Origin of the sequence: Polyangium mundeleinium (genome assembly GCF_028369105.1) — a bacterium.
Classification (GTDB): Bacteria; Myxococcota_A; Polyangia; order Polyangiales; family Polyangiaceae; genus Polyangium; species Polyangium mundeleinium.
Map to the genome: position 1 here is coordinate 8,036,897 of NZ_JAQNDO010000001.1, position 22,623 is coordinate 8,059,519.

The 22,623-nt window shown below is 68.0% G+C and carries 15 protein-coding genes; 7 read left to right on the forward strand and 8 right to left on the reverse strand.

What is annotated here, in order from left to right; translation table 11 throughout:
- Positions 1-17: 17 nt before the first annotated feature.
- Positions 18-1,940, forward strand: coding sequence for a DUF2169 family type VI secretion system accessory protein (locus tag POL67_RS31985; protein ID WP_271924056.1), 1,923 nt, complete (start codon positions 18-20; stop codon positions 1,938-1,940).
- Positions 1,941-2,403: 463 nt separating this feature from the next.
- On the opposite strand, the gene POL67_RS31990 is transcribed toward POL67_RS31985, so the two are convergent.
- Positions 2,404-2,886 carry a hypothetical protein gene (locus POL67_RS31990; RefSeq protein ID WP_271924058.1) on the reverse strand — a complete coding sequence of 161 codons (483 nt, stop codon included), beginning with the start codon at positions 2,884-2,886 and terminating at the stop codon, positions 2,404-2,406.
- A 391-nt stretch (positions 2,887-3,277) separates the two neighbouring features.
- On the opposite strand from POL67_RS31990, the gene POL67_RS31995 reads away from it, so the two are divergent.
- Both POL67_RS31995 and POL67_RS32000 read left to right on the forward strand, forming a co-directional pair.
- On the forward strand, positions 3,278-4,135 hold the full coding sequence (locus POL67_RS31995) for an STAS domain-containing protein (protein WP_271924061.1): 858 nt from the start codon (positions 3,278-3,280) through the stop codon (positions 4,133-4,135).
- Positions 4,132-5,322 (forward strand): hypothetical protein, encoded by a 1,191-nt coding sequence (locus POL67_RS32000; RefSeq protein WP_271924063.1) that lies wholly within the window; start codon positions 4,132-4,134, stop codon positions 5,320-5,322. Before POL67_RS31995 ends, POL67_RS32000 begins: the two co-directional genes overlap by 4 nt.
- A 114-nt stretch (positions 5,323-5,436) precedes the next feature.
- Here the strand turns inward: POL67_RS32000 and POL67_RS32005 are convergent, their stop codons facing one another.
- The 4 genes from POL67_RS32005 to POL67_RS32020 form a co-directional block, all read right to left on the reverse strand.
- The gene (locus tag POL67_RS32005; protein ID WP_271924065.1) at positions 5,437-6,864 is read right to left on the reverse strand and encodes an IS4 family transposase; all 1,428 of its coding nucleotides are present in this window, start codon (positions 6,862-6,864) and stop codon (positions 5,437-5,439) included.
- A 357-nt stretch (positions 6,865-7,221) separates the two neighbouring features.
- The gene (locus POL67_RS32010; RefSeq protein ID WP_271924068.1) at positions 7,222-10,365 is read right to left on the reverse strand and encodes a multidrug efflux RND transporter permease subunit; all 3,144 of its coding nucleotides are present in this window, start codon (positions 10,363-10,365) and stop codon (positions 7,222-7,224) included.
- A gap of 15 nt (positions 10,366-10,380) precedes the next feature.
- Complete coding sequence (locus POL67_RS32015) at positions 10,381-11,577, reverse strand: efflux RND transporter periplasmic adaptor subunit (RefSeq protein WP_271924071.1); 1,197 nt, start codon at positions 11,575-11,577, stop codon at positions 10,381-10,383.
- A gap of 909 nt (positions 11,578-12,486) precedes the next feature.
- Positions 12,487-13,203 carry a hypothetical protein gene (locus tag POL67_RS32020; RefSeq protein ID WP_271924074.1) on the reverse strand — a complete coding sequence of 239 codons (717 nt, stop codon included), beginning with the start codon at positions 13,201-13,203 and terminating at the stop codon, positions 12,487-12,489.
- A gap of 1,060 nt (positions 13,204-14,263) precedes the next feature.
- Between POL67_RS32020 and POL67_RS32025 the strand changes: the two genes are divergently transcribed.
- Positions 14,264-15,052, forward strand: a complete 789-nt coding sequence (locus tag POL67_RS32025) for an OmpA family protein (protein ID WP_271924077.1) — start codon at positions 14,264-14,266, stop codon at positions 15,050-15,052.
- A gap of 142 nt (positions 15,053-15,194) precedes the next feature.
- Here POL67_RS32025 and POL67_RS32030 read toward each other — a convergent pair whose 3' ends face one another.
- The gene (locus POL67_RS32030; RefSeq protein WP_271924080.1) at positions 15,195-15,833 is read right to left on the reverse strand and encodes a hypothetical protein; all 639 of its coding nucleotides are present in this window, start codon (positions 15,831-15,833) and stop codon (positions 15,195-15,197) included.
- A 202-nt stretch (positions 15,834-16,035) separates the two neighbouring features.
- Between POL67_RS32030 and POL67_RS32035 the strand changes: the two genes are divergently transcribed.
- Positions 16,036-17,049, forward strand: coding sequence for a hypothetical protein (locus tag POL67_RS32035; protein WP_271924083.1), 1,014 nt, complete (start codon positions 16,036-16,038; stop codon positions 17,047-17,049).
- 67 nt (positions 17,050-17,116) lie between these two features.
- Here the strand turns inward: POL67_RS32035 and POL67_RS32040 are convergent, their stop codons facing one another.
- Positions 17,117-18,439, reverse strand: a complete 1,323-nt coding sequence (locus tag POL67_RS32040; protein WP_271924086.1) for a hypothetical protein — start codon at positions 18,437-18,439, stop codon at positions 17,117-17,119.
- A 557-nt stretch (positions 18,440-18,996) separates the two neighbouring features.
- Here POL67_RS32040 and POL67_RS32045 point away from each other — a divergent pair.
- A complete protein-coding gene (locus POL67_RS32045) occupies positions 18,997-20,238 on the forward strand; it encodes an RCC1 domain-containing protein (RefSeq protein WP_271924089.1) in 1,242 nt (413 codons plus the stop codon).
- Between the two features lie 8 nt (positions 20,239-20,246).
- A complete protein-coding gene (locus POL67_RS32050; protein WP_271924092.1) occupies positions 20,247-20,891 on the forward strand; it encodes a hypothetical protein in 645 nt (214 codons plus the stop codon).
- Positions 20,892-20,909: 18 nt separating this feature from the next.
- Here the strand turns inward: POL67_RS32050 and POL67_RS32055 are convergent, their stop codons facing one another.
- On the reverse strand, positions 20,910-22,604 hold the full coding sequence (locus POL67_RS32055) for an AMP-binding protein (protein WP_271924094.1): 1,695 nt from the start codon (positions 22,602-22,604) through the stop codon (positions 20,910-20,912).
- Between the last annotated feature and the right edge of the window lie 19 nt (positions 22,605-22,623).

Sequence of the window (22,623 nt, forward strand, 5' to 3'; positions counted from 1 at the left end):
CGGCGGCGTGGACGCGCATGGCCTCGATGGAAGTCGTCTCGGCGTGCCCCCTTCGTGTCGGCTCGATCCTCTGGCAGCCGCGGGAGGGCACGTACGTGCTCACGGTCGTCTGCAAGGCGACCTTCACCCTCGCGCCGGACCTCTCCGTACTCGCCGAGGAGCAGGACGATCCGAACGAGCACGACGAGTACTGGGACGACGACGCGCGGCGCAGCCTGAGCGCGGCGAGTGACTTCGCCCCGTTCAAGCGTGGCGCCGACATCCTCCTCGTCGGCCACGCCTACGCGCCCCACGCCTCGCCGGGCGGGCCCTTTTTCGCGCGGCTCGTGGTCGGCGACATGCTCGACAAGACGATCGAGGTGCACGGCGAGCGCGCGTGGACCGCGGACGGGCGCCTGCTCGAAGAGCCTCCCGCGGGCCGCGTGGCGCTCCGGTGGGAGCGGGCCGCGGGCGGGCCGGGCACGACGAACCCGGTGGGCGTGTCGCCGAACGCGCCGCCGGATGCGCGGCACCTCCGGCGCGTGCCGAACTTCGGGCCCCCTGGCTTGCGCCTGACGCGGCCCTCGGAGGTGATCCCGCCGGTCGGCTTCGGGCCGATCGCGCCGACGTGGCCCGAGCGCCAGGCAAACCTCCCCCGGCATGCGGCGGGCTGGGATCACCAACGGCTCGGGGCGTGGCCGCTGCCCGCCGGGATCGACGCGTCGTTCTTCAACACGGCGCCGCCGGACCAGCGCGTCCCGGAGCTCGTGGGCGACGAGCGGATCTCGCTCACGAACCTGCACCCGCATCTCCCCGCGCTCTCGACACGCCTGCGGCTCGTCAAACCACGCGCGCTCGTGCAGAAGAGCGGGGCGCCGGCCGATCTGCGCTTCCGGTGCGACACGCTCTTCCTCGACACGAACCGGGGCATCGGCACGCTCACCTGGCGGGGCAGCTTGCCGCTCGTATCGCCGCACGAGGACGGGTGCGTCGTGGTGACGACCGAGGAGAGTGATCGTCAGCTCTCGGGGAGCGGCGCGCCCGGCACGGTCCAGCTCGACTGGCGTTCGAGCCAGCAGGCGGCCGTCTCCCCTGCCCTGCCCTTCACGCCCAGCGATCCGGCGGACGAGGAGACGAACAGCCTCTCCCTGGAGGACACGACGACGATCTCGCCCGACTCCCAGCGGCTCGATCCGGGGGCGGCGCTGCCCTTCGTAAAACCTCCGCTCGCCGTCCTGGGGGTGGCCTTGCCCGCGCCGCCGCCGCTCGCGCCGGCGCCTGTGCGGCCCCCGTCCTCCGTACCGCCGCCGCCGCTGCCCTTCGAGCCGCCGCCGCCCGCGTCGCGCCCCGCGCCGCCCGACAGGGTCGCGCCGGGCCTGCCCCAGGCTCCGCCGATGATCGGCCCCCTCGCGACGCTCCGTGATCCCGCGCCCTCCGAGATCGCCCCGCCGCCTGCGCCCGCGCCCGCGCCCGCGCCTCCTGCGCCCGCCCCGGCCACGCCGGCGCCGGAGCCTGCGCCCGAGCGTGATCCGGCGACTGTTTCGATCGAGCAGTTCGCCACGATCTCGGCCGAAATCGCGGAGCAACACGAGAGCCGCGCCGACATCCTCCGGCGAGCCGAGCTGACGGAGAGGACCTTCGCCGAGGTCGAGCGCCGGTGTTCACGCGTGCTCGCCGAGGAAGCGGCCCGCGGGGAGCATGACGAGCGAACCAAGTACGACCGCTCGTACGTCGCCGCGGTGGAGGGGTTTCGGGGGCCGATCAAGCCCGACGAATACGCGCGGATCATGGCGTCCCTCGTGCGGGGACAGGCCCCTGCCGTGCTCGACGAGCTCGAGATTCAGCAGCCGGCGCTGATGCCGATCCTGCGTTCATGGGCGAAGAACGCCGCCGGAGCCACGGGCGCTGGTGGCGGGGCGCTCGACGCGCTCGACGCCTTCCGCGGAACGAAGCGCACCTGAGCTCGAACGTCCGCGGGGACGCGCCTCCCGCGGGTGCAGCGACGCAAAAGGAACGCGACCACCTGCGCGGTCGTCCTTGCATCGACGCGAAGGCGCCCGGGACACGTGCACAGCGTGGGATGCATCGACGCAAGAGCGGCTGGGACGCCGTGATCCGCGTGCTTGCGTCGACGCAAGCGCCACCAGGCCCCCGTCACGACGAGGGTTGCATCGACGCAAGCGCGCCCGCGCCGCGGGCACGACGTCCCTCGCGCGCGTGCAAGGCGCGCTGTGCAGGTTGTTTGGAGCGCCTTGCACGTGCGCAACACCCACCGAGCAACCGCCCTCGAACGTGTTGCGCGCATGCAAGGCGCGTCTCGCTCTCCCGCTGGAAGCTGACGCGTCCGCGCAAGCTTCGGCGCCCCCACCCGCTACGGGTTCCTGCGCCCCGGATCCGGTGGGAAGCGCGGGCGCCTCGACGCTGTCAGAGCACCCAGCCGCAGGCCTTCAACGCGTCGCAGTCGCCGGCGCACACCGCGTCGACGAGGCATTTCACGTCGGCTTCCTTGTAACACTTGATGGTGGTGCCCATCTCGCAGTTGATCTTGCACTGCCCTTCATCGGTCGAGGCCATACAGCTCACGCCGAGCTCGCAGGCGCCTCCGTCGGACGTGTAGCCGCAGACCGCGCTCGCGCCCTGGTACGTGAGACACCCCATGTCGTTGTATTCGACGCCGGCCGGCAGGGCGCAGCCGCCGCCGCTGCCCCCGGCGGCCGACCCACCGCCGGTCGACGACCCGCCGCCCATCCCACCCGAGCCGCCGCCGCCCGAGCCGCCGCCGCCCGCGCCGCCGCCCCCAGGACCCGACGCACCGGGGCCAGCACCACCGTCACCACCCTTCTCGTCGCCGCCGCAGGCGACCAACGAGACAACCGACACCAGGAAGAGAAGAAGGAATGCACGCATTCCGTCCGCATCGCATGACGCGCGGACGCTTACAAGGCCCAAGCAGGGTGCAAGCGCGCGCGTCGTCGGGGCGTCCTCGGCAAGTCCCTTCGATCGGGTGCACGGGGCGCAGCGAGGCCGAGCCTGGATGTGATCCCACCGGGGCCTCCCCGCGCCGTGCCGTTCATGGTGGATCTTTCCAATTGTCATGCGTGTGAGTCGGGTGGCCGCGTGTTTGCCGCTAGGAGGGCGCCAGACGCTTGACGTATACTTCCGTCTCGGGCGACATTTCCCCTTGGCATCGAGCTCCGCGCTCCATCCTGCTACTTGTCGCGAGAAGGAAGGCAGAGTCGTAAGCATGGACAGGCCCCTCACTCACCAGCCGGTTCCCGTCGAAGCGAACGTCGATTCGTTGCGCCAACGCCTCGCCGACCTGAGGAAACAAGTCGACGTGCAGGCCGAGGAGATCACGCGGGTCCGCGAGGAAGCGCTGCGATATCGCCGGTATTTCAACCTCGCGCAGGTGGGCATGGCCATCACGTCCCCCGACACCGGTTGGATCGAGTTCAACGATCGGCTCTGCGAGCAGCTCGGCTATACACCGGACGAGCTGAAGACCACGACCTGGGTCTCCCTCACGCATCCCGAGGACGTCTCGCTCGACCTGGACCTGTTCGCGAGCCTCGTCAAAGGCGAAATCCAGCGTTATAGCCTCGACAAACGTTTCGTGCGCAAAAACGGGAGCATCATGTATGGGAACATTCTCCTGCAAGGTGTCTACCGCAACGACGGTTCCTTCGACCACCTCTTTGGGTTTCTGCACGACATCACCGAACGCTGGGAGGGCGAACGGGAGCGGTTGGCGCTGAAGCAGGAGATCATCGACGCGCAGAAAAAAGCGTTGCGCGAGCTTTCGACGCCGCTCATCCCCGTCGCAGAGCACGTCCTCGTGATGCCGCTCGTGGGCACGATCGACAGCGTCCGCGCCCAGGCCGTGCTGGAGGTGTTGCTCGACGGCGTCACGACGTACCAGGCACGAATGACCATCCTCGACGTCACCGGCGTGGAGGTCGTGGATGCCGAGGTCATGAACGCGCTCGTTCAGGCCGCCCGAGCCGTCAACTTGCTGGGCGCGCAGGCCATCCTGACCGGGATTCAGCCGCGCATCGCCAAGACGCTCGTGGATCTCCAAACCGATCTGAGCACCATCATGACGCTGAGCACCGTCCGAGAGGGCATTTCCTACGCTCTAGGGAGGCAGAAATCATGACGGCACTCTTCCAGGGGCTCGAGGAATGGTTCGACTACTCGACGGAGAGCTTCCAAGCAGCGGGCGCCAACGCCGAGCTCGACCCGCGTCACATCCCCACGATCCCGACCGCCTACAACGGCGAGACCTATCGATGGCTCGCCACGCGGTATCGTGACGTCTACCTGGATCTGTACCGGGCCGTCCAAGCCGACGGGACGCTGATCCAGAAGCAGCCCCCCCATTTCACGCAGGAGTGGGCCAAGCACTTCGAACCCATCACGATCTGGAAGCAGGTCTGCCCGCTCTTCGTCTTCGGTCAAGCGCTCGGTGGTCTCGACGCACGTCACCGCGACCTCGCCCGCGCCTACGCGCTCGGGTACGGCGTCCCGGTGATGGCGATCGATCGGATCCTGGACGCGCTGCCGGGAGCCGCCTCCACGAAGCACACGTGGCTCTTCGTATTGGCCTCCTACGCGCTGGGGCTCGAGCAGCTCCAGAAGGTCGACGCGCCGCCGGCCGCCGAGCGTTGTTTCCTGCGGCATACCCAGGAAATGTATCACTTCTTCTGGGGCGAAGAACGAGCGCGATATCAACTGCCCGAGGCCATCTCGGCAGCCACGCTCACGAAGTATCTGGAGGGCGACAGCCGTCTCCTGTCGTCCATCTTCTTCCCCGTGACAATCGAGTGGGCCTTCCTGCTCGCCGAGGGAGCATTGCCCCCCGCATTCGCACCCGCACTCGTCGCCCTGCGAAGAATGCGTCAGCTCAACGACGAGGTGGTGGACGCCGACGAGGACATTCGTTTCGGCCTCGTCACATTCCCCTATCTACACGGCCTGGCGTCCCCCCAGGGCTCGCAGCTCGCCGAAAACGTCCTCGCAACCTGGAAGCTCGACCGCAACGAGCCCGGCTCGCCAAAGATGGCCGAGCTGACCGCACAACGCCGCCGTCTCCTGCACGAAGCCGGGAGCTTCGAGGCAGCCGCGCAATTCTCGATGGGCTGTCTACGGACGGTCATGCAGGCCGTCATGGGCCATCTCCCCGCCAAGACCGCATTCGACGTCACCCTGCTGGTCAACCAGCGGGTGTCGCACCTCTACCGGCTCGCCCAGCACGGCTGGAACGAAATCCCCAGCGTCTACCAACCAGAGCCGTTCTCCGCATCGAGCAAGTCCGCCGTCCCCTTGTCCGTTCCCTGGACGTGAACGCTGTCTGAGCGTGGGTCTCTTCGGGGGGGCGTCGCGCCGGGGCGCTGCCCCGGACCCCGCGGGGGCTATCCGCCCCTCGACCCGGACCAGGCACGGCCCTGAGCACTGGTCTCATCTCACGAGCCCATTCTCCCTGAGGACCCGCAGCATCTCTGCTGCGGGGGCCAGGCGCTCCAGGCCGCGGCTGATGGTGACGGAGCCGGGGGGACCTCCGGAAGACTTGCCTGTGTAGCCGCCGAGCTCGGCGATCCACTGCACGGCGAGCGCGATGGGCGGGATCCCATCGGGGATCTGCTCGTTCTTCTTCTTCCGTTTCCGCTTGAGCAGCACCAAGGCCTCGACCTCGTATGTCGCGAGCTCTTCGGTCGCTGGCAGGTCCGGTTGGGTGCGCGCGAGGTGCTTGAGACGTTCGGTGCGTGTGGCGATGGCTGCGAGCATGCTGCCCCAGATTTTGACTTGTTGGGTCCCTTGAAGTTGCGTGGACTCGACGTTGCACTGGCCCGTCTTCCACGTCCGGAAAAAGTCCTCGATGCGCCAGCGCTGGCTGTAACCATGGGCGACCAGCAACGCATCCTCGAGCGTTTGCACGGGGTGGTTGGTGTACAGCAGCCAATCGATGCGAGGCTCGCCCGCGGGCACGCTGCTGGTCTCGAGGACGCGCACGGCATACAGCGGCAACGCGCGCCAACGCTTGTTCCACCCGTCTCGAAGCGACAGCGTGACAGCCGCGACATGCGCGCTCATCCGCGCCATTCGCTCCGTGCGACCCGGTGCGGCCGAGATCCAAAGGGGAAAGGAGCCCTTTCGGGCGCTCGGGCGCGCCAACTCGTCGAACACGTATCGGCTCGCGCCCGTCTCCGACATGAGCCGGCGGTTTGCCTTGCCCCGCACGGTGAACCAGTGCCCGCTCGTCGAGAGGTGAAGCAAAAGCTGCCAGGCATCAGCCTCCCGGTCGAGCTGGTACCAGGCACAACAACCCGACGCCGCCATGGCGAGCCGCTCGGACGTCTCGGTGATCACGTTGGCCCAGTGGCCGAGCTCCTTTTCGTGCAGCTTGCGCTTGGCGCTGTCTTCTTTCTGCTTCTGCTCTCGCGCCCACCACTGCATCGACGTCAAGCCGCAGGGCACCCCCTGCGCGTCGACGGCGAGACCGCAAACGACCTTCAGCCCGCGGGTGCCTCGACCATGCGTGCCGACCGCGCCGAAGTCCTTGCTGCGGTTGTGATCCGTGAGCGTCAGGCTGGTGGCATCGATGGCGACGAAGACGAACATCTCCTTGGCGCAACGGCGCGCGGTGGCAAGACCGGTGGCCTCGAGGATGGCCCCTACGTCGATGTGTCGGCTCTCCAGGAAGTCGTACGCTCCCTGCCTGTGGGCATCGACTTGGAAGACTTCACTCACCTTTCCCGACGGATACAGCACCGCCTGCGCGGCCATGCGCGTCAGCCGCCGGGTCCGGCGCGGGTCTCCAAGGTCCGCATGCCCAAACTCCTCCGCCGCCCACGCTTCCGCCGACGAGGCTGTCTCTGCATCCAACATCTCCCCCTCTAAATGTCGTCAGAGGGGGCGAATGTACCGATGGAAGATGGAACCAATGCTCAGGGCACGGCCTGGACCGGGGGTGGAAGAACTGCGCTCCGCGCAGTTCTTCCAACGGGCCCGTGGCAAGACCAAGGACGTGCGTCTCAGGCTGGCGACGGGCACGTTGCCGGTTGAACCTGCGGCGCTGCCGTGTTGGTCGGCAGGGTCGTCGCCGGTCTTGACTTGCGGCTGTTCGATGAACTGCGCATCGCGCAGTTCATCGACCCCGAGTCCAGCGCTTGCGCTGGTCCGGGTCCCGGGGCGGACAGCCCCGGGTGGGGCCTGGGGCAAAGCCCCAGCGCGGCGCCCCCACGCTCACTCGGCAGGCTGAATGGACGGCTCCGCATCCGGACGGCTGCCACTGGCTGCGGGCGAGAGCCGCTTCACCACGCTTCTTACGACGACGTAGAAGGCGGGGACGAGGAGGAGCGCGAGCACGGTCGCGCTGATCATCCCGCCGAGGACGCCGGTGCCGAGTGCGCGCTGCGTTTCTGCGCTGGCGCCGCTTGCGATTGCGAGGGGGACGACGCCGAGCGTGAAGGCGAGGGACGTCATGAGGATGGGACGCAGGCGCAATCGTGCGGCTTCGATGGCTGCGCTTGCCGTCGAGCGCCCTTCCTCTTCGAGCTGCTTGGCGAACTCCACGATGAGAATGGCGTTCTTCGCGGAGAGCCCGATCAGCGTGATCAGACCGACCTTGAAGAACACGTCGTTCGGCATGCCGCGCAGCTTCACTGCCAGGAGCGCGCCGACCAGACCGAGGGGAACCACGAGCAGGACGGATACGGGGATGGACCAGCTCTCGTAGAGCGCGGCGAGCACGAGGAACACGACGAGCAGGGAGAGCGCGAGGAGCGCGGGCGCTTCGTTGCCCGAGAGACGCTCCTGATACGAGAGCCCCGTCCATTCCACGCCGTAGCCCGGGGGGAGCTGCGACACGAGACGCTCCATCTCGGCCATTGCTTCGCCGCTGCTGAAGCCGCTCGCTGCGGTGCCGGAGAGACGCACGGCGGGATACCCATTGTAGCGAACGAGCTGCAGCGGGCTCCGCTCCCACCGGGGTGTGGCCACGGCGGAGAGCGGCACCATGCGACCTTCTTGGTTGCGCACGGGCAGCGCGAACACGTCGTCGAGCTGCATCCGCACCTCGGGCTCTGCTTGCAGGATCACCTGCTGCAGACGCCCCGCGTTTGGAAAGTCATTGACGTACATCGAGCCGAGCGCCGCCGAGAGCGTCGCGTTGATCGACGCGAACGACACGCCGAACGCCTCTGCGCTCTGACGATCGATCTCCACGCGCACCGATGCGCCGTCGGGCAACCCCTCCGGATACACGCCCTCCACCACGCGGCTGTTTGCGGCAGCGGCGAGGAGCTGGTTCTGCGCGGCGAGCAGGCGCGTTTGCCCCTGGTTGCGTCGATCGACGAGGCGCATCGCGAACCCCGAGCTCGTCCCGAGGGAATCGATGGACGGCGGGAGCACGTTGAACATCCTTCCGTCGCGGATGCTCGCGAAACGCTCGTTCGCGGCTTGCACCTCTCCCTGGGCCGTTGCGCCTTCACGCTCGTCCCAGTCTTTGAGCGTCGTGAACATGAGCGCCGCGTTCGGGCCCGAGCCGGAGAAGCCGAAGCCTTGGATGGCCACCACCGCGCGCACGCCCCGTCGCTCGCGGGCGTAGGCTTCGTACGAGCGGATCACCTGATCGGTCCGCTCGGCGGTCGCATCCGAAGGCAACGCGACGCTCGAGATCCAGTAGCCCTGATCCTCTTGGGGCAAAAACGAGCCCGGCAACGCGCGGAAGAGCCATGCCGCTCCGACGCCGATGGCGACGAGCGAGACGAGCGCGGTCCAGCTCCGCTTCACCACGCGCCCGACGCCCTGGCCGTATCGCTCGGTGAGCCACGCGAAGCCACGATTGAAAGGCCCGAACACGCCGCGGTTTGCATCATGGTGCGCGGACACCGGCTTCAAGAGGGTCGCGCAGAGGGCGGGCGTCAGCGAGAGCGCGAGGAACGCCGAGAGCAAGATCGACACTGCCATCGAGAGGCTGAACTGCCGGTAGATCGTCCCGACCGAGCCCGACGCGAACGCCATCGGAATGAACACGGCCGACAGCACCAGCGTGATTCCGATGACCGCGCCGGTGATCTCCTTCATCGCCTTCTTCGTCGCTTCCTTCGGCGAGAGGCGCTCGGTCGCCATGATGCGCTCGACGTTCTCGACCACGACGATCGCGTCGTCGACGATGATGCCGATCGCGAGCACCATCCCGAACATCGTCAGCACGTTGATCGAATACCCCGTCGCATACATCACGGCGAACGTGCCGAGCAGCGCGATCGGCGCGACGATGGCGGGCACAAGCGTGTAGCGGAGGTTCTGCAGGAACACGAACATCACCACGAACACGAGCGCCATCGCCTCGAAAAAGGTCTTGAAGACCTTCTCGATCGAAATGCGAACGAAAGGCGCCGTGTCGTACGGAATGCCGACCTCGATCCCGTCTGGAAACCCCTCGGCGAGCTCCGCGACGCGCGCGCGAATGAGCGCGGCCGTCTCCACCGCGTTCGCGCCGGGCGAGAGCATCACGCCCGCGCCGGCCGAGGGCGAGCCGTCCGTTCGTGTCGAGGTGCGGTAGCTCTGCGCGCCGAGCTCGATGCGGGCCACGTCCGACAAAAGGACACGCGAACCGTCGGCTCGTGCGCGCAGCACGATGGCGCCGAACTCCTCGGGCGTCTCGAGCTCGCCCTGCACCACGAGGGGAATCGTCACGCGTTGCCCCGGCACCGTCGGCGCGTCGCCCACCCGGCCCGGCGAAACCTGCGCGTTTTGCGCGCGGATGGCGTTCGCCACGTCCTCGATCGACACCTCGAGCGCCGTGAGCTGCGCGGGGTCGAGCCACACGCGCAAGGCGCGCGCGGCGGCGAAGACCTGCACGCTGCCCACGCCGCGGACGCGCTTCAGCTCTTCGACGAGACCCCGCGAAAGGAAGTCGCCGAGCGTCTGCTCGTCGTAGCGGCCATCGGGCGAGCGCAGATCGACGATGCAGAGAAAGTTCGAGGTCGAAGCTTCGACGGCGAGGCCGATCTGCCGGACCGTCTGTGGCAATCGAGGCTCCACGGTGCGCAGACGATTCTGGACCGCGACCTGGGCCAGCTCCGGATCGGTCCCCGGCTCGAACGTGACCGAGATCTGCGCGACGCCGGACGTGTCCGACGACGACTCGAAGTAGAGCAGATGCGGCACGCCCGATATCTCGCGCTCGATGGGCGCGAGCACGCTCTCGCTCATCGTGGAGGGGGTCGCGCCGGGATAGACGGCCGTCACGTTCACGCTGGGTGGCGCGACCGTCGGGTAGCGCTCGACCGGCAGGCGCCGGAGCGCGAGCACGCCGAGCAGGACGATGAAGAGGGAGACGACCCACGCGAAGACCGGGCGCTCGATGAAGAAACGCGGCATGATCTCGTTATTCGCTCAGGGTTGAGGGGCCGAGGCGCTCGGCGCGGCTGTCGCCGCAGGAGCTTCGGAGGGCGCGCTTGGCCGGTTCGGCGGCGGCTTCCAGGTTGAGGGACGCACCGACATGCCGGGCTTGAGCTGATCCTGTCCTTCGACGACGACGCGGTCGCCCGACGCGAGCCCGTCGCGAACGATCTGCTGCCCCTCGACGATGCGCCCCGTCGTGACGGAACGCGCCACGACGCGGTCGCTCGGGTCGACCACGAGCACGCTCTCGCCGAGCGCGGGATCGTGGAGCACGGCCTGCTGCGGCACCGTGATCGCCTGGGGCTCTCGGCCGACGGGGATACGCGCGCGGACGAACATCCCCGGCAGAAGGTGGAGCTCCTTGTTCTCGACGAGCACGCGGAGCGTCAGCTCGCTCGTCGACGGGTCGACGTTCACGTCGGTCGAGAGCAGCCGTCCTTGCTCTGCGTAGGGATCGCCGCGCATCGAGAGCAACGTGACCGGCAGGCCCTGGCTCGTTTCGAGCTCGCCTCGCGCGAGCCGCTTGCGCAGCTCCTCGTAGCGCATCACCGGCTGGCGGATGTCCACGTACACGTGGTCGAGCTGCTGGATCGTGACCATCGACACCGGATCGGCGGTCCCCACGAGCGCCCCTTCGGTGACGCGGGAGAGACCGATCCGCCCGCTGATGGGGGCCGTGACGGTGGCGTAACGCAGGCTGACCCGGCTCCGCGCGAGCGAGGCCTCGGCGATGGCGAGGTCGGCCCGTGCGATGTCCATCGTGCTGCGCGCGTTATCGGCCGCCTGGCCCGCGATGGCGCCGCCTGTTTCGAGGATCTGCGCGCGCTCGGCCTCTCGCTTCGCGATCGCGAGGGCCGCGCGTTGCCGCTCCGTCGTCGCGGCGGCGCTCGCGACCTCGGCGCGGAAGACCGTGGGGTCGATACGATAGAGAGCCTGCCCTGCCTTGACGGTATCGCCCTCGTTGAAGAGCCGCTCGAGCACGATGCCGGACACGAGCGGCCGGACGTCCGCGACCCGCACCGGCGCGACGCGCCCGGGAAGAACGTCCTCGATCACCACGGCGTGCGGCGCCACGGACACGACCGAGACTTCGGGGGGCGGCGGCGGGGGTGGCGGCGTGCTCGTCTCGGCGGACGCGCAGGCCGCGAGGAGCGCCGCGCACAAAAAGGGGAGACGAAGGTGTCGCATGTCGTTGTTCTATCAATACTTTCGCGAAGTTTGTCCGTAATGGCCGCCGGATGGATGCCCCGGACGAACGCGGCGGGCTCCTGCCGGGTCCGATCGCGGAACATCTCCGTGGCGTTCGCGCGCGTGAGGAGGCAATGGCGAGAGGCCCGTGAGCGCCCCGACGCCTCCCGCGTGCGTGGGTCACGTCAGGACGTGAATGCGCCCTTCTTCACGCCCAAGCGCAACGGGGGCGCAGCGATGCCATTCCTGTCATGCCGCCATGGTGAAGGGAGGGGAACCTCGGAGCCAGAACGAGAGACATGCATGGCTCCTGGGTCGTGGCGCCCCACACGGCCTTCCTTGGTTTACGGATCCATCTCGTTCAAAACGGAACAGGTTTACCACGAACAATATGAGGTGCAAGGGTACAGGGCGAAGAGCAAGCTATGGAGTCGATCTCCGCAAGCTCGGATTCGAATCCAAAGAGCCGTTTGAAAATCTTACCTTGACATATCACCTGGCACGTGGACCGCGCCGGTCAGGGCGAAAGAGGTTCGCCTGCCGGCCCTGTCGTGCACGCGTCCAAGCCGAGAGACGGCTCCCGTTTGAAGGGAACCCACCGAGGAAGCAACCGAGGAAGCACGTTTCCCACGGCAACGGCCCCGCGCAGCGAGGAGACGTCGATAGGAGAGAGAAGCCGAGATGCGCCGAGGAGCGTCCTCGCTTCAGGGGTTTGGCGCCAGCGACGCAGACCTTTCCCCTGGCAACGTTCTCCCTGGTCTTGCCACCGGCCCGTTGGAAGAACTGCGCATTGCGCAGTTCTTCCACCCCCGGTCCAGGCCGTGCCTGGTCCGGGTCGAGGGGCGGATAGCCCCCGCGGGGTCCGGGGCAGCGCCCCGGCGCAACGCCCCCAGCCCCCCCGGCCGTGCGTCAGGCGACCGGACTCTGGCTTTCGGCCGTCCCGCTGCCGACCACGTCACCCTCGTTCGTGTCCGCGGTTGCGAGGGCGGACCGCGTGCGGACCTCGTCGAAGAAGAGCGCCTGCGAGACCCGGTCGCGCGGGAGCTCGGCCTCGACGCGGGCCATCACCTCGACGTACATCGTGAGGAACTTGTCCTTCGCCGCATTCCGAGCCACCCGGAGATCGCGCGCATGCTGGGCGGCGATCTGACGGTTCTCCAGGGCGGCCTGATAACGCAGCCGGAGCACGCCGAGCTCGACCTTCTCGGCCTCGGCCTCCGGCCATGACGATTGGGCGGCGGCGAGTCGCCCTTCGAGATCGATCATGGCCTCGACCTGCGAGGCGCCGAAGAGCCGGATGATCGGGGCGGATCCCTCGGGAAAGACCAGGCTCGCGATTCGCCCTTTTCGTTTGCCGTCGGCGATCTCGGCCTTCTGCTGCGAGAGCCGGATGCGCCGATCGGAGACGTAATTCTCGTACTTGATGTCGACGCGCGTGGGGAGAATGGCCTTGACGGCCTTCTCGTACTCCGCTTGCGCCGCTGCGAGCTCGGCGGCGCCCGCGCGCATCTTGTCTTCGAGCGCAGCGAATGCGGCCTGGCACGAGAACTTGCTGAGCATACGCGTGGCGTAGCCGGCGAGATCGAGGCACTTCGAGACGGGGGTGCTCTGCGTGGGCGATTGCATCGAGGGATCCTCCTTGAAGGGGACACGCGCCGGGAGCGCGCGGGCGCTCGGGGCACGTGGGTTTCGTGGGTGCGCGTCGTCCTGACCGCGCGGGCCGTTCGACGTCGCGACCCAGCGTTTTCTGTGCGACTGATTTGTGCTCTTGCGAGGTGGGGGTGGACCGGGAGAAGGCCCCTGCGGCACGCGCGCGACGGGGTGGCACCACGCGCCTCCTTCGCGGCTGCGTCGATGCAAATCGAGCGCGAGCACCTGCACGGTCGTCCTTGCATCGGCGCGAAGGCGGCCGGGACACGTGCTCGGCGTGGAATGCACCGGCGCAAGAGCGGCTGGGACGCCGTGATCCGCGCGCTTGCGTCGACGCAAACGCCGCCAGGACCACGTCACGGCGACGCTTGCACGCACGCAAGCGCGCCCGCGTCACGGGCACGACGTCCCTCGCGTACGTGCAAGGCACGCCGCGCAGATCGTTTGGAGCGCCTTGCACGCATGCAACACCCACCGAGCGATCGGCATCGGGCCCTTTGCGCGCGTGCATGGCGCGTCGCGCACCTGCCGGAAGGGCTGTCGCGTCGATCGACGCTTCGTGGTGACCCCGTGCGCGGGCGCGTGGCGCGCGCGCACCACGCTCGCCGCCTCAGCGCGGAGCGCGCAGCGAAAGGTCACGCGCGCCATTCGCGCAAGAATAGGCCTAGGATCGACGCGCCGTCCAGCCCCCCTCCGGCGGGCATTGCAATGACGTCCGGGCCCACCGGTCCCGTCCCGGCGCGCCCCCTCCCCGGCGTGGGAGGCCACGGGCCCATTCCAGATCCTCTCGCCCTTCCGTCTGGAACGTGGACCTGGAAAAACCAGGGGCCATCAGGCTCGAATTTTTTGACACGGGTGCGGCGTCGCCGTCAGCAGGGCGACGTGTGGCCATGTTTTCGCCGTCCGGAGCATGCTGGAGGGCTTCAAGGCTCTGGATTCCGTCGCCGACCTGAGGGAGTCTGTCTTCCAGACATACCTACGGCCGGCCTTTTGGCGCCGGCCCTTCCGCCTCGCACGAGGCATGGAGACCGTGCTCATGAATCGATGCCTTCTGGTGGTCCCCGTCCTTCTGGCCTCGCTCGTGGGTGGCTGTGGTCACTCCGAGGACGAGTGGAGAGCGCAGCTCGCCAAGTACAACGAGCTCCAGGACTCCAGCGAAGCAAAAAAGGCCGAGCTGGAGAAGCAGCTCGCCGAAGCCAAGCAGCACGTCGCCGACCTCGAGAAGCAGCTTCAGGATGCCGGCGCGGACGTGAAGAAGATGAGCTCGACGCTCGAGGACCAGGAGAAGGCCCTCGCCGAGTACAAGGCCCGCGCCAAGCAGCTCGAGGCGATCAAGGCGCGCTTCGACCTCCTGCGCAAGAAGCTCGACGAGCTGACCAAGCTCGGCCTCGCGGTCAGCATCCGCCGAAACCGCATGGTCATCTCGCTCCCGGGCGACGTGCTCTTCGATACGGGCAAGGTCGAGCTGAAGAAGGAAGGCGAGGACATCCTCAAGAAGGTCGCCGCGGTCGTCAAGGCCGACCGCTCCCTCGTCGATCGTGATTACCAGGTCGCCGGGCACACCGACAACCAGCCCCTCAATGGCGGCCCGTACCAGGACAACTGGGGTCTGTCGCTCATGCGCGCCCGCTCGGTGCTGCTCTTCCTCGTGGGCAAGGGCGGAGCGCTGCCGCGCGCGCACTGGAGCGCCGCGGGCTTCGCGGACACCGACCCGGTGGCCAACAACGGCACCAAGGACGGGCAGCAGAAGAATCGGCGCTGCGATCTCATCGTCGTGCCCGACGTCGACGAGATGATCGATCTCACGAAGCTCACCAAGGAGTGAGAGCGCCCGGAGCCGCGCTGCGGCTCCCTTGGCTCGACCCCTCGGATTCGGGGCGCCCGCAAAACGAGGCGCCCCGGGCCGACTGCAGATGTAGCTCCCGTGCGCGGGCGCGCTGGCCGGAGGGCCGCGCGCCCGCCGCGTTTCAGGAGCCGGTCAATGGCATCGTGCCATTGTACGCGCGGAACTTGTACAACGAGAGCGTGGCACCGTTCGTCCCGAGGCCGAGCGCCGTGTTGACGGCCGCGGAGTGGCCATTGCAGGCCCCGCTGCCCGAGCCGGTCATCGCGGGGATGGTGAAGGTGCTCGACGTCGTGTTTCCCCAGTCGCCGGAGACATAGATGGTGAACGTGCCTGTCTGGCAGTTGAGCGTCGAGATCCCCTGCCCGGCTTCCGAGACCTGCACCTTCGCGGTCATCGCCCAATTGACGTCGGGGTCGGCACCCGAAAGATCAGTGGTACCTGCGACATCGGAAAGAAAGAGCCGCACGTAGACAGGAACGCCATTGACGGTCGCGTCCGTGAGCTCGAGCTGCATCGTCGACCCGGCGAAGCTCATGTTGCCCAGGTTGTCGGTGTCCGCCGTGAAGGAGTTGTTCCCGGCGAGGCCGGTCGTGGACTTTCCGTTCGAGAAGTCCAGGAACGGCGTGCCGCCATTTTTGTAAAACTCGAACTTGCAGCCGGCGCCAGCGTTGTCGATGGGGAGGGCGTGGGCGCTCCCGCTGAGCGTGACACACGCAATCGTCGCCATGCTGGCCATCCACCACGATGCACTTCGGATCATGAAACCTTCCTTTGTCCCCCTCCGCACGGCTACACCGCCTTGTCCGTCCACGTCAACGTGGAAAGCGTAGGGCGCACAAGTACGACGCCTCTCTGCCTGTGCCGGTGGAAAGACCCAACAACAACGTAAAATCAACCACTTGCAGTCATGGTGGATACAATGTACGCGTGTCGGCTCCGCAATGACGCCTCCCACCGCTGCGATGTCGCATCCCCGCCGCATCCTCTCGTGGTCCCTCTCGGCCCTCGCCGCGGTCGTGCTCGTCGCGTGCGGCGGAAGCGTGCCTCCGGGAGGAGCCTCGACGCCCGCCGAGGCGAGCGCCGCCTCGCCGTTTGGCCTTCATTCGATGGCGCGCTTCCACCTCAGCGGGGCGTCGTCCGGACCGCTCGACGGGCTTTCGCTCGGCATGAGGCTCGAAGACGCCTGGGAGCGCGCGCCGGCGTTACGCAGCGCATTCCGCGTCGAGATGGAGGCGAGCGCTTACGAGGCATTGCTGCGTCGCGTGCCCGATCTCGGCGAGAACGGCGGAGGTGGCAATCGCTTCTGGACGACGCGCGGTCGGTCCGCGACGCGGACGGTCGTGGACGGCGTCGGCTACGAGCTCCGCTTCGATTACATGGCTCGTCTGTGGGCGGTCCATCTTCGTCTGCCCAATGTGAGCGCGCGGGACGCGGCGGTCGCGGGCTGGGGACCACCCGACATCGACGCGCGCTATCGCGTGTGGCTCGACGAAGCGACGGGGACGCAAGCAGCCGCCGTCGATTGCTACAAGGACGACGTGCCTGCGGGCTGCGTGATCGAGCTCTCGCCGTTCCAGTCCGTCGAGAAGACCCTCGCACAGGTGTTCCCCGACGAGGCAACACTCGTCGGGCGGGCCGAGGAGAGCCTGCCGTTCGGCGACGGGATCCACTGGGATTTCGTTCGTTATTACCTCACGCCGAACCCCGCGGACCTGTGGACGCCTCTCGAGGTGCAGTTCGACAAGGCGGCACCACGACGCGTCGTCGCGTACCGAACGATCTTCGCATACGTCTACGCGGTGTCCAGACGCGACGCGATCCTGGCCGAGCTCCAGGCCGTGGTGCCCGACCTCGCCCGGATCGAGGCCCCCACGATGGCTGGCACTTGCTGGGCCGGGAGCCGCAAGGGCGTCCGCGTCGAGGTCTGCGAGAACGACGCGAGTTTCCTCGTCACGGTGGGCCCCTGGACGTATTGATGCGGCCGGCTCGCCCGCGTCGCGGCAGCGGGGGGGCGAGCCGGGTTGGAACGATCGGAGCGGAGGCTCAGGGAGGCGGGAGGCAGAAGAGCGTCGAGTGGTCTTTGTCGTTCTTGTAGGCGATGTATCCTGCCGTCTTCGGGGCGACGCATTGCGACGGCGCGGAGGCGAAGGGGATGCAGGTCGGTTCTAGCGGGCCGTCGGCGTCGTCGTCCCAGCACGTCCCCGGCTGCCCGGACCCGCCGCAATAGAGCGCGCTGATGGTGCAGGTCTCTCCGAGCTTCGCGTCATCGATACCGCTGTTCTGCAGGATCGCCTCGTCCAGGCACAGGTTGTAGCCGCCGCCGCAATGCGTTCCCATCGGGCAATCCGGCGCCGCCGAATGGATGTCACACACCTTCATGCAGATGGGGTCCGCGCCGTCGGCGATACACCGCAGCCCGAGCGCGCAGTCCGAGTCCCACTGCGTGGCGCCCACCTTCGTGCACGCCTCGCCGATCGCCTTGTCACCGCCGGTGACACACTCTCCGTCGGTCCCGATCGAATTGGTGGGCATGCAGAACTGGTCGGCGGGGCAGGCGCCGCTCACGTAGGGCTTGCACCCCTTCGGCCGGCGGACGTCGTAGGCGGCCTCCTGGATCCAATAACATTTGCCCCCCTCGACCCAGTCATAGGTCTTGGTGGCTGCGTTCTTCACGATCTCGCGCAGCTCGAGGTAGCGGGCCGTTCCCACCGTCTGATGCGGCGTGAGGATCTCGCCGATCTCGAGCTCACCCGATTTGGCCGCGTAGGTCTTGAGGTACGCGCCATCCTGGAGGTCCTCCTGGAACACGGCGCAGGCTGCGCAGGTGGTGACGAACGTGGTGGCGTAGTCCGGCAGCGCATGGTTCGGATCGCCGTCAATGGCATGGTTGCCGACGCCGAGGTCGCCATCGAAAAAGAGCCGGAGCCTGTCGAAGAGCATGGCGTCGCCCGAGATGTTCGGGAGCGAGCCCGCCGTCCGGATCACGGGCCCGGTGTCCGCTGAGTCGAAGGAGTTTTCCTGCAGGCTGACGAGCTCGATGCCCGCAAAGGAGATCTCTTCGCAGTCGGCAGGCTTCACGCCGGAGCCACCCATACCGCCGGAGCCACCCATACCGCCGGCGCCACCCATACCGCCGGCGCCGCCCATACCACCGGCGCCGCCCATGCCGCCGGCGCCGCCCATACCACCGGCGCCGCCCATGCCGCCGGTCCCCGTGGTGCTGCTCGATGTCGTGGAGGAGCTCGACCCGCTGGTCGGGTTTTCGCCGTCGCCATCCGAGCAGCTAGCCGCCAGCGCCGTCACAGCGAGCGTGAGACCCACGAGCGTCGTGAAGCGAAGGCGTGCCTGAATCGTTCGTATTTTCATGGCCTTGCGCCTACCAGCCAGAACGGGCCACGTAAAGGGCTCTCCGGCGACGAAACCGTGCAGTCTGTGCAGCCAGGAGGCGCGCCGCTTCATGGTTGATGTATTTGTTCAAGATGGGTGGCCGCAGGCGAGGTGGAACGGGAGCGGCCGTCGGTAGGCGCGTGGCTCCCACGAGCTCTCGGGGACGGCGACACATCACGCGACCTGTCGATATTTCGACGCGGCGCGGGGCACGAGCCGGACGCGTAGCGCCTCCTCGGTTCAGGCGACGATCGGCCCGTCCCGCTTGCGATGGCGCCATCTCGACGCGTTTGTCGTCGGAGAGGCCCGCAACGGCGTCGCGAAGGCTCCTGCGCGCGTCTGGAAGCGCCTTTCGCGCGACCACCGCGTAAATCGTCTCCCCCTCGAACCGGATCGAGCGGCCTGCTGTCACGTTCCTCCCGGGCGCCTCGCGCGCCCTGCGTCGAAACCGCGGTTTCCCGCGGGTCGATCCCTGTGGACCAGTCCTTGCTTTGGCCCCTCGCTCCTTGACCGGACCCCAATCCAGGATGACCTTCATGCGGGAAAACCCCCACACCGTTTGGCTCGGCTTGGCTTCGTTCGTATTCGCGACGAGCACCGTTGCCTGTACCTCCACCGATGGATCCTCCGCCCCGACGCGCATCGACGTGGCCCCGGCGGCGCAGCTCAGCGCGGGACGTTCGCATACCTGCGCGACCCTTCGGAATGGCAATTTGGCCTGTTGGGGCAAAGCCGACCGGGGGGAGCTCGGCAAAGTCCTGGCGGACTTCGCCGAATCTTCCGCGGCGCCCCAACCGGTTCCCATCCTCGCCAAGGTGATCCACGTCGGGGCCGGGGCCGCGGGTTCGTGTGCGGTGCTCGAGGACCACACGGTCCGCTGCTGGGGCAGCAACACCGACGGTCAGCTCGGCGTGACGGCGGCCTGTAGCTCAGGCCAATCGTTCTGCGTGACGGAGCCAGCAAAGGTCCAAGGGCTCGAACCCACCACGGCCGTCGTCGCGGGAAGGTCCCTCGACGAGAGTGAGTTCCCCGCCAAACAGAGCCATGTCGCCTGCGCGCTGGACGAGGGCGGCCTGGTGCGCTGCTGGGGAGGCGTCGACCAGCAAATGCTCGGGCGCGGGAACAATGTAGCGTTGAGCAAGACCCCCGTGGTGGTGGTGGACGCCCAGGACTTCCCTTTGCGGGACGTCACGCAAATGGCAGCGGGAGCGAATCGGGTCTGCGCGCTCGACATCGAGGGCGCCGTATGGTGCTGGGGCGCCGATACCACGTATGATCAGCCCGGGGGTCTGTCCGCCGAGCGGGTCGAGCTGCCCATGCCCGCGAAGACCATCGCGGTGGGCGAGGCGCACGCCTGCGCGGTCCTCGACGACAGGAGCGTCTGGTGCTGGGGCCGCAATCAAAACGGCGAGTGTGGTGTCTCCGCGGGCGGCAACGAATGCTGTAGCGGAGAGGATATCTCTTGCCCGCGCGATTGTCGTCGCAAGCCGGTGACGGTCCCGGGTGTCATCGGCGCCGTGGGCGTCGCCGCAGGCGGCTATCACACCTGCGCGTGGCAGGCCAACGGAAGCGCCATCTGCTGGGGCAGCAACCAGTCTCTCCAGCTCGGCAACGACGTCCGGTCCCTGGAGAGGCCGCCGAGCCCTGTCACGCAGGTCCCCGGGCGTATCGTCGAAATGGTCTGCGGCAACGCGCACACCTGCGCGCGGAACCAGGACGACGAGATTTATTGCTGGGGAACCAACAACCACGGGGAGTCGGGGGGGCTCGAGCCATGAGCAGACACATGGGCCTCGCGCTCGCGCTCTTGCTGCTCTCAGCGCCGGCTGCGGCGCAAACCGCGCAGGAACTCCCTCCGCCCGAAGCGCCAACCAAGCTGGGCTTCCGCTATTGGCACGGCGACATCGCCTTTGGCGTGCGGAAAGGCGGCGGGACGTTCACGTTGGATGGGCAGCTTTATGCGGGTGTCTTTCTCGCGCGCACGATCAAGGTCCCGGGCTGGTCGCCCTTCCTGGGCGCCGGCATGCACCTGAGCGCCGGAGAGGTGACCGTCGACGATCGTCGCGGCAACGTTGGGAAGGTCGGGGTCTCACGTTTCGCCGTCGGCCCCGAGCTTCGCCTGGGCGTCGCGCGAGGCAAAAAGGTCGAGCTTTTCTCGCGCGCCTGGCCCCACGTTCAGTTTTACGTCAGCTCGGCCTTGACGATGGTCTTCGCAGATGGATTGAGCGATCGGTTGCCGGAGGCAGGACACGGCTGGGACTTCAAGTTCGGCGTTGGAACGTCCCTCCCCGCGGTCTGGTCGATCTTCGAAAGAGATCCGGTCTCGTGGCTTATGATCATGTTTCCCAACACGATCGCGTTCGACATGGAAGTACCGCTGGGCGAACCGTCCAGGGCCCGGTACGGGGCACGTCTGGGCTACGGTTTCTAGCGCCGACGAGGAAGGTGCTCAGCCGCGGCTTTCGCCGAAGTCCTCGGTGGTCCATTCCAGCGCGCCTCGCTCGTTTCGTGCGCGGCGCGCGGCTTCGAGCTTGCGCAGCTCGACGCGGCGGATCTTGCCGGAAATGGTCTTGGGCAGCTCGGTGAATTCGAGCCGCCGCACGCGCTTGTAGGGGGCGAGCCGCTCGCGGGCGAACTGCAAGATGGCCTGTGCGGTGTCGCGCGTGGGCGGGGTGCCGGGGGAAAGCACTACGAATGCCTTGGGTACGCTCGTGCGTACCGGGTCGGGGCTCGGCACCACGGCGGCTTCGGCCACGGCCGGGTGCTCGAGGAGCGCGCTTTCGAGCTCGAAGGGGCTGATCCGGTAGTCCGAACTCTTGAACACGTCGTCGCCGCGGCCGACGAAGGTGTAGAGCCCTGCCGCGTCACGCACGGCTTCGTCGCCCGTGCGGTAGTATCCGCCCGCGGTGACGTCTGCGGTGCGCGCCGCGTCGTCGAGGTAACCGGCCATGAGCCCCATCGGCCGCGGGTCGAGTGCGAGGGAGATCTCGCCCTCGGCGCTCGCACGCCCCTCGGCGTCGAGCAGGGCGACGGTGTAACCGGGCAGCGGCCGGCCCATCGTGCCGGGCACCACGGTCATTCCAGGCGTATTGCCGATCTGCGCGGTCGTCTCCGTCTGCCCGTAGCCGTCGCGCACCGTGAGGTTCCAGGCGCGGCGCACGGCATCGATGATCTCGGGGTTCAGCGGCTCGCCCGCGCTCACGGCCTCCCGCAGCGCCACGGGGTGCGCTGCGAGGTTTTCGAGGATGAGCATCCGCCACACGGTCGGCGGCGCGCAGAGCGTGTCCACCTTGCACCGCGCGAGCAGGTCGAGCGTGGCGGTGGGCACGAAACGCTTGTAGGCGTGGACGAGCACCGTGGCGCCGGCGTTCCACGGCGCGAACACGCTCGACCACGCGTGCTTGGCCCAGCCGGGCGAGCTGATGTTCAGGTGCGTGTCCCCCTCGCGCAGCCCCACCCAGTACATCGTGGACAGGTGCCCGACGGGATAACTCTGGTGGGTGTGCAGCACGAGCTTGGGCTTCGCCGTGGTGCCCGAGGTGAAGTAGAGCAGCAGCGGGTCGGCCGCGCGCGTGGGCGTGTCGCTCGTGGGCAAGGTGGCGGGCGCGGCGTAGGCGTCCTCGTAGCGCGTCCAGCCCTCGACGGCCTCGCCCACGGCGATGCGCACCACGTGCGGGCTGGCAGCGCCGAAACGGTCGGCGACGGCCGACTCGGCGATCACGCAGCGCACCTCGCCACGCGCGAGCCGGTCGGCCACGTCCTCCGCGGTGAGCTGCGTCGTGGCCGGGATGATCACCGCGCCGATCTTTGCGGCGCCGAGCAGCACCTCCCAGAGCGGCAGCACGTTGGGGAGCATGACCAGGATGCGCGCGCCGCGTTCGACGCCGAGCCCGTGGAGGAACCGCGCGACGCGCGTGGAGCGCTCGGACAGCTCGGCGAACGTGGCGGTCGTTTCGGCGCCCGACTCGTCGACGATCCAGAGCGCGCGGCGTGTGTTGCCGCGGGCGTACACGTCGAACCAGTCGGTGGCCCAGTTGAAGTGCTCGAGCACGGGCCAGGAGAAGCCCGCGCATGCGCGGTCGTGGTCGTCGCGCGTCGCGAGCAGGTGGTCACGGGCGCGGAGGAAGAGGTCCGTGGCGGTCATGGCAGCGGCCTGTTGCCAG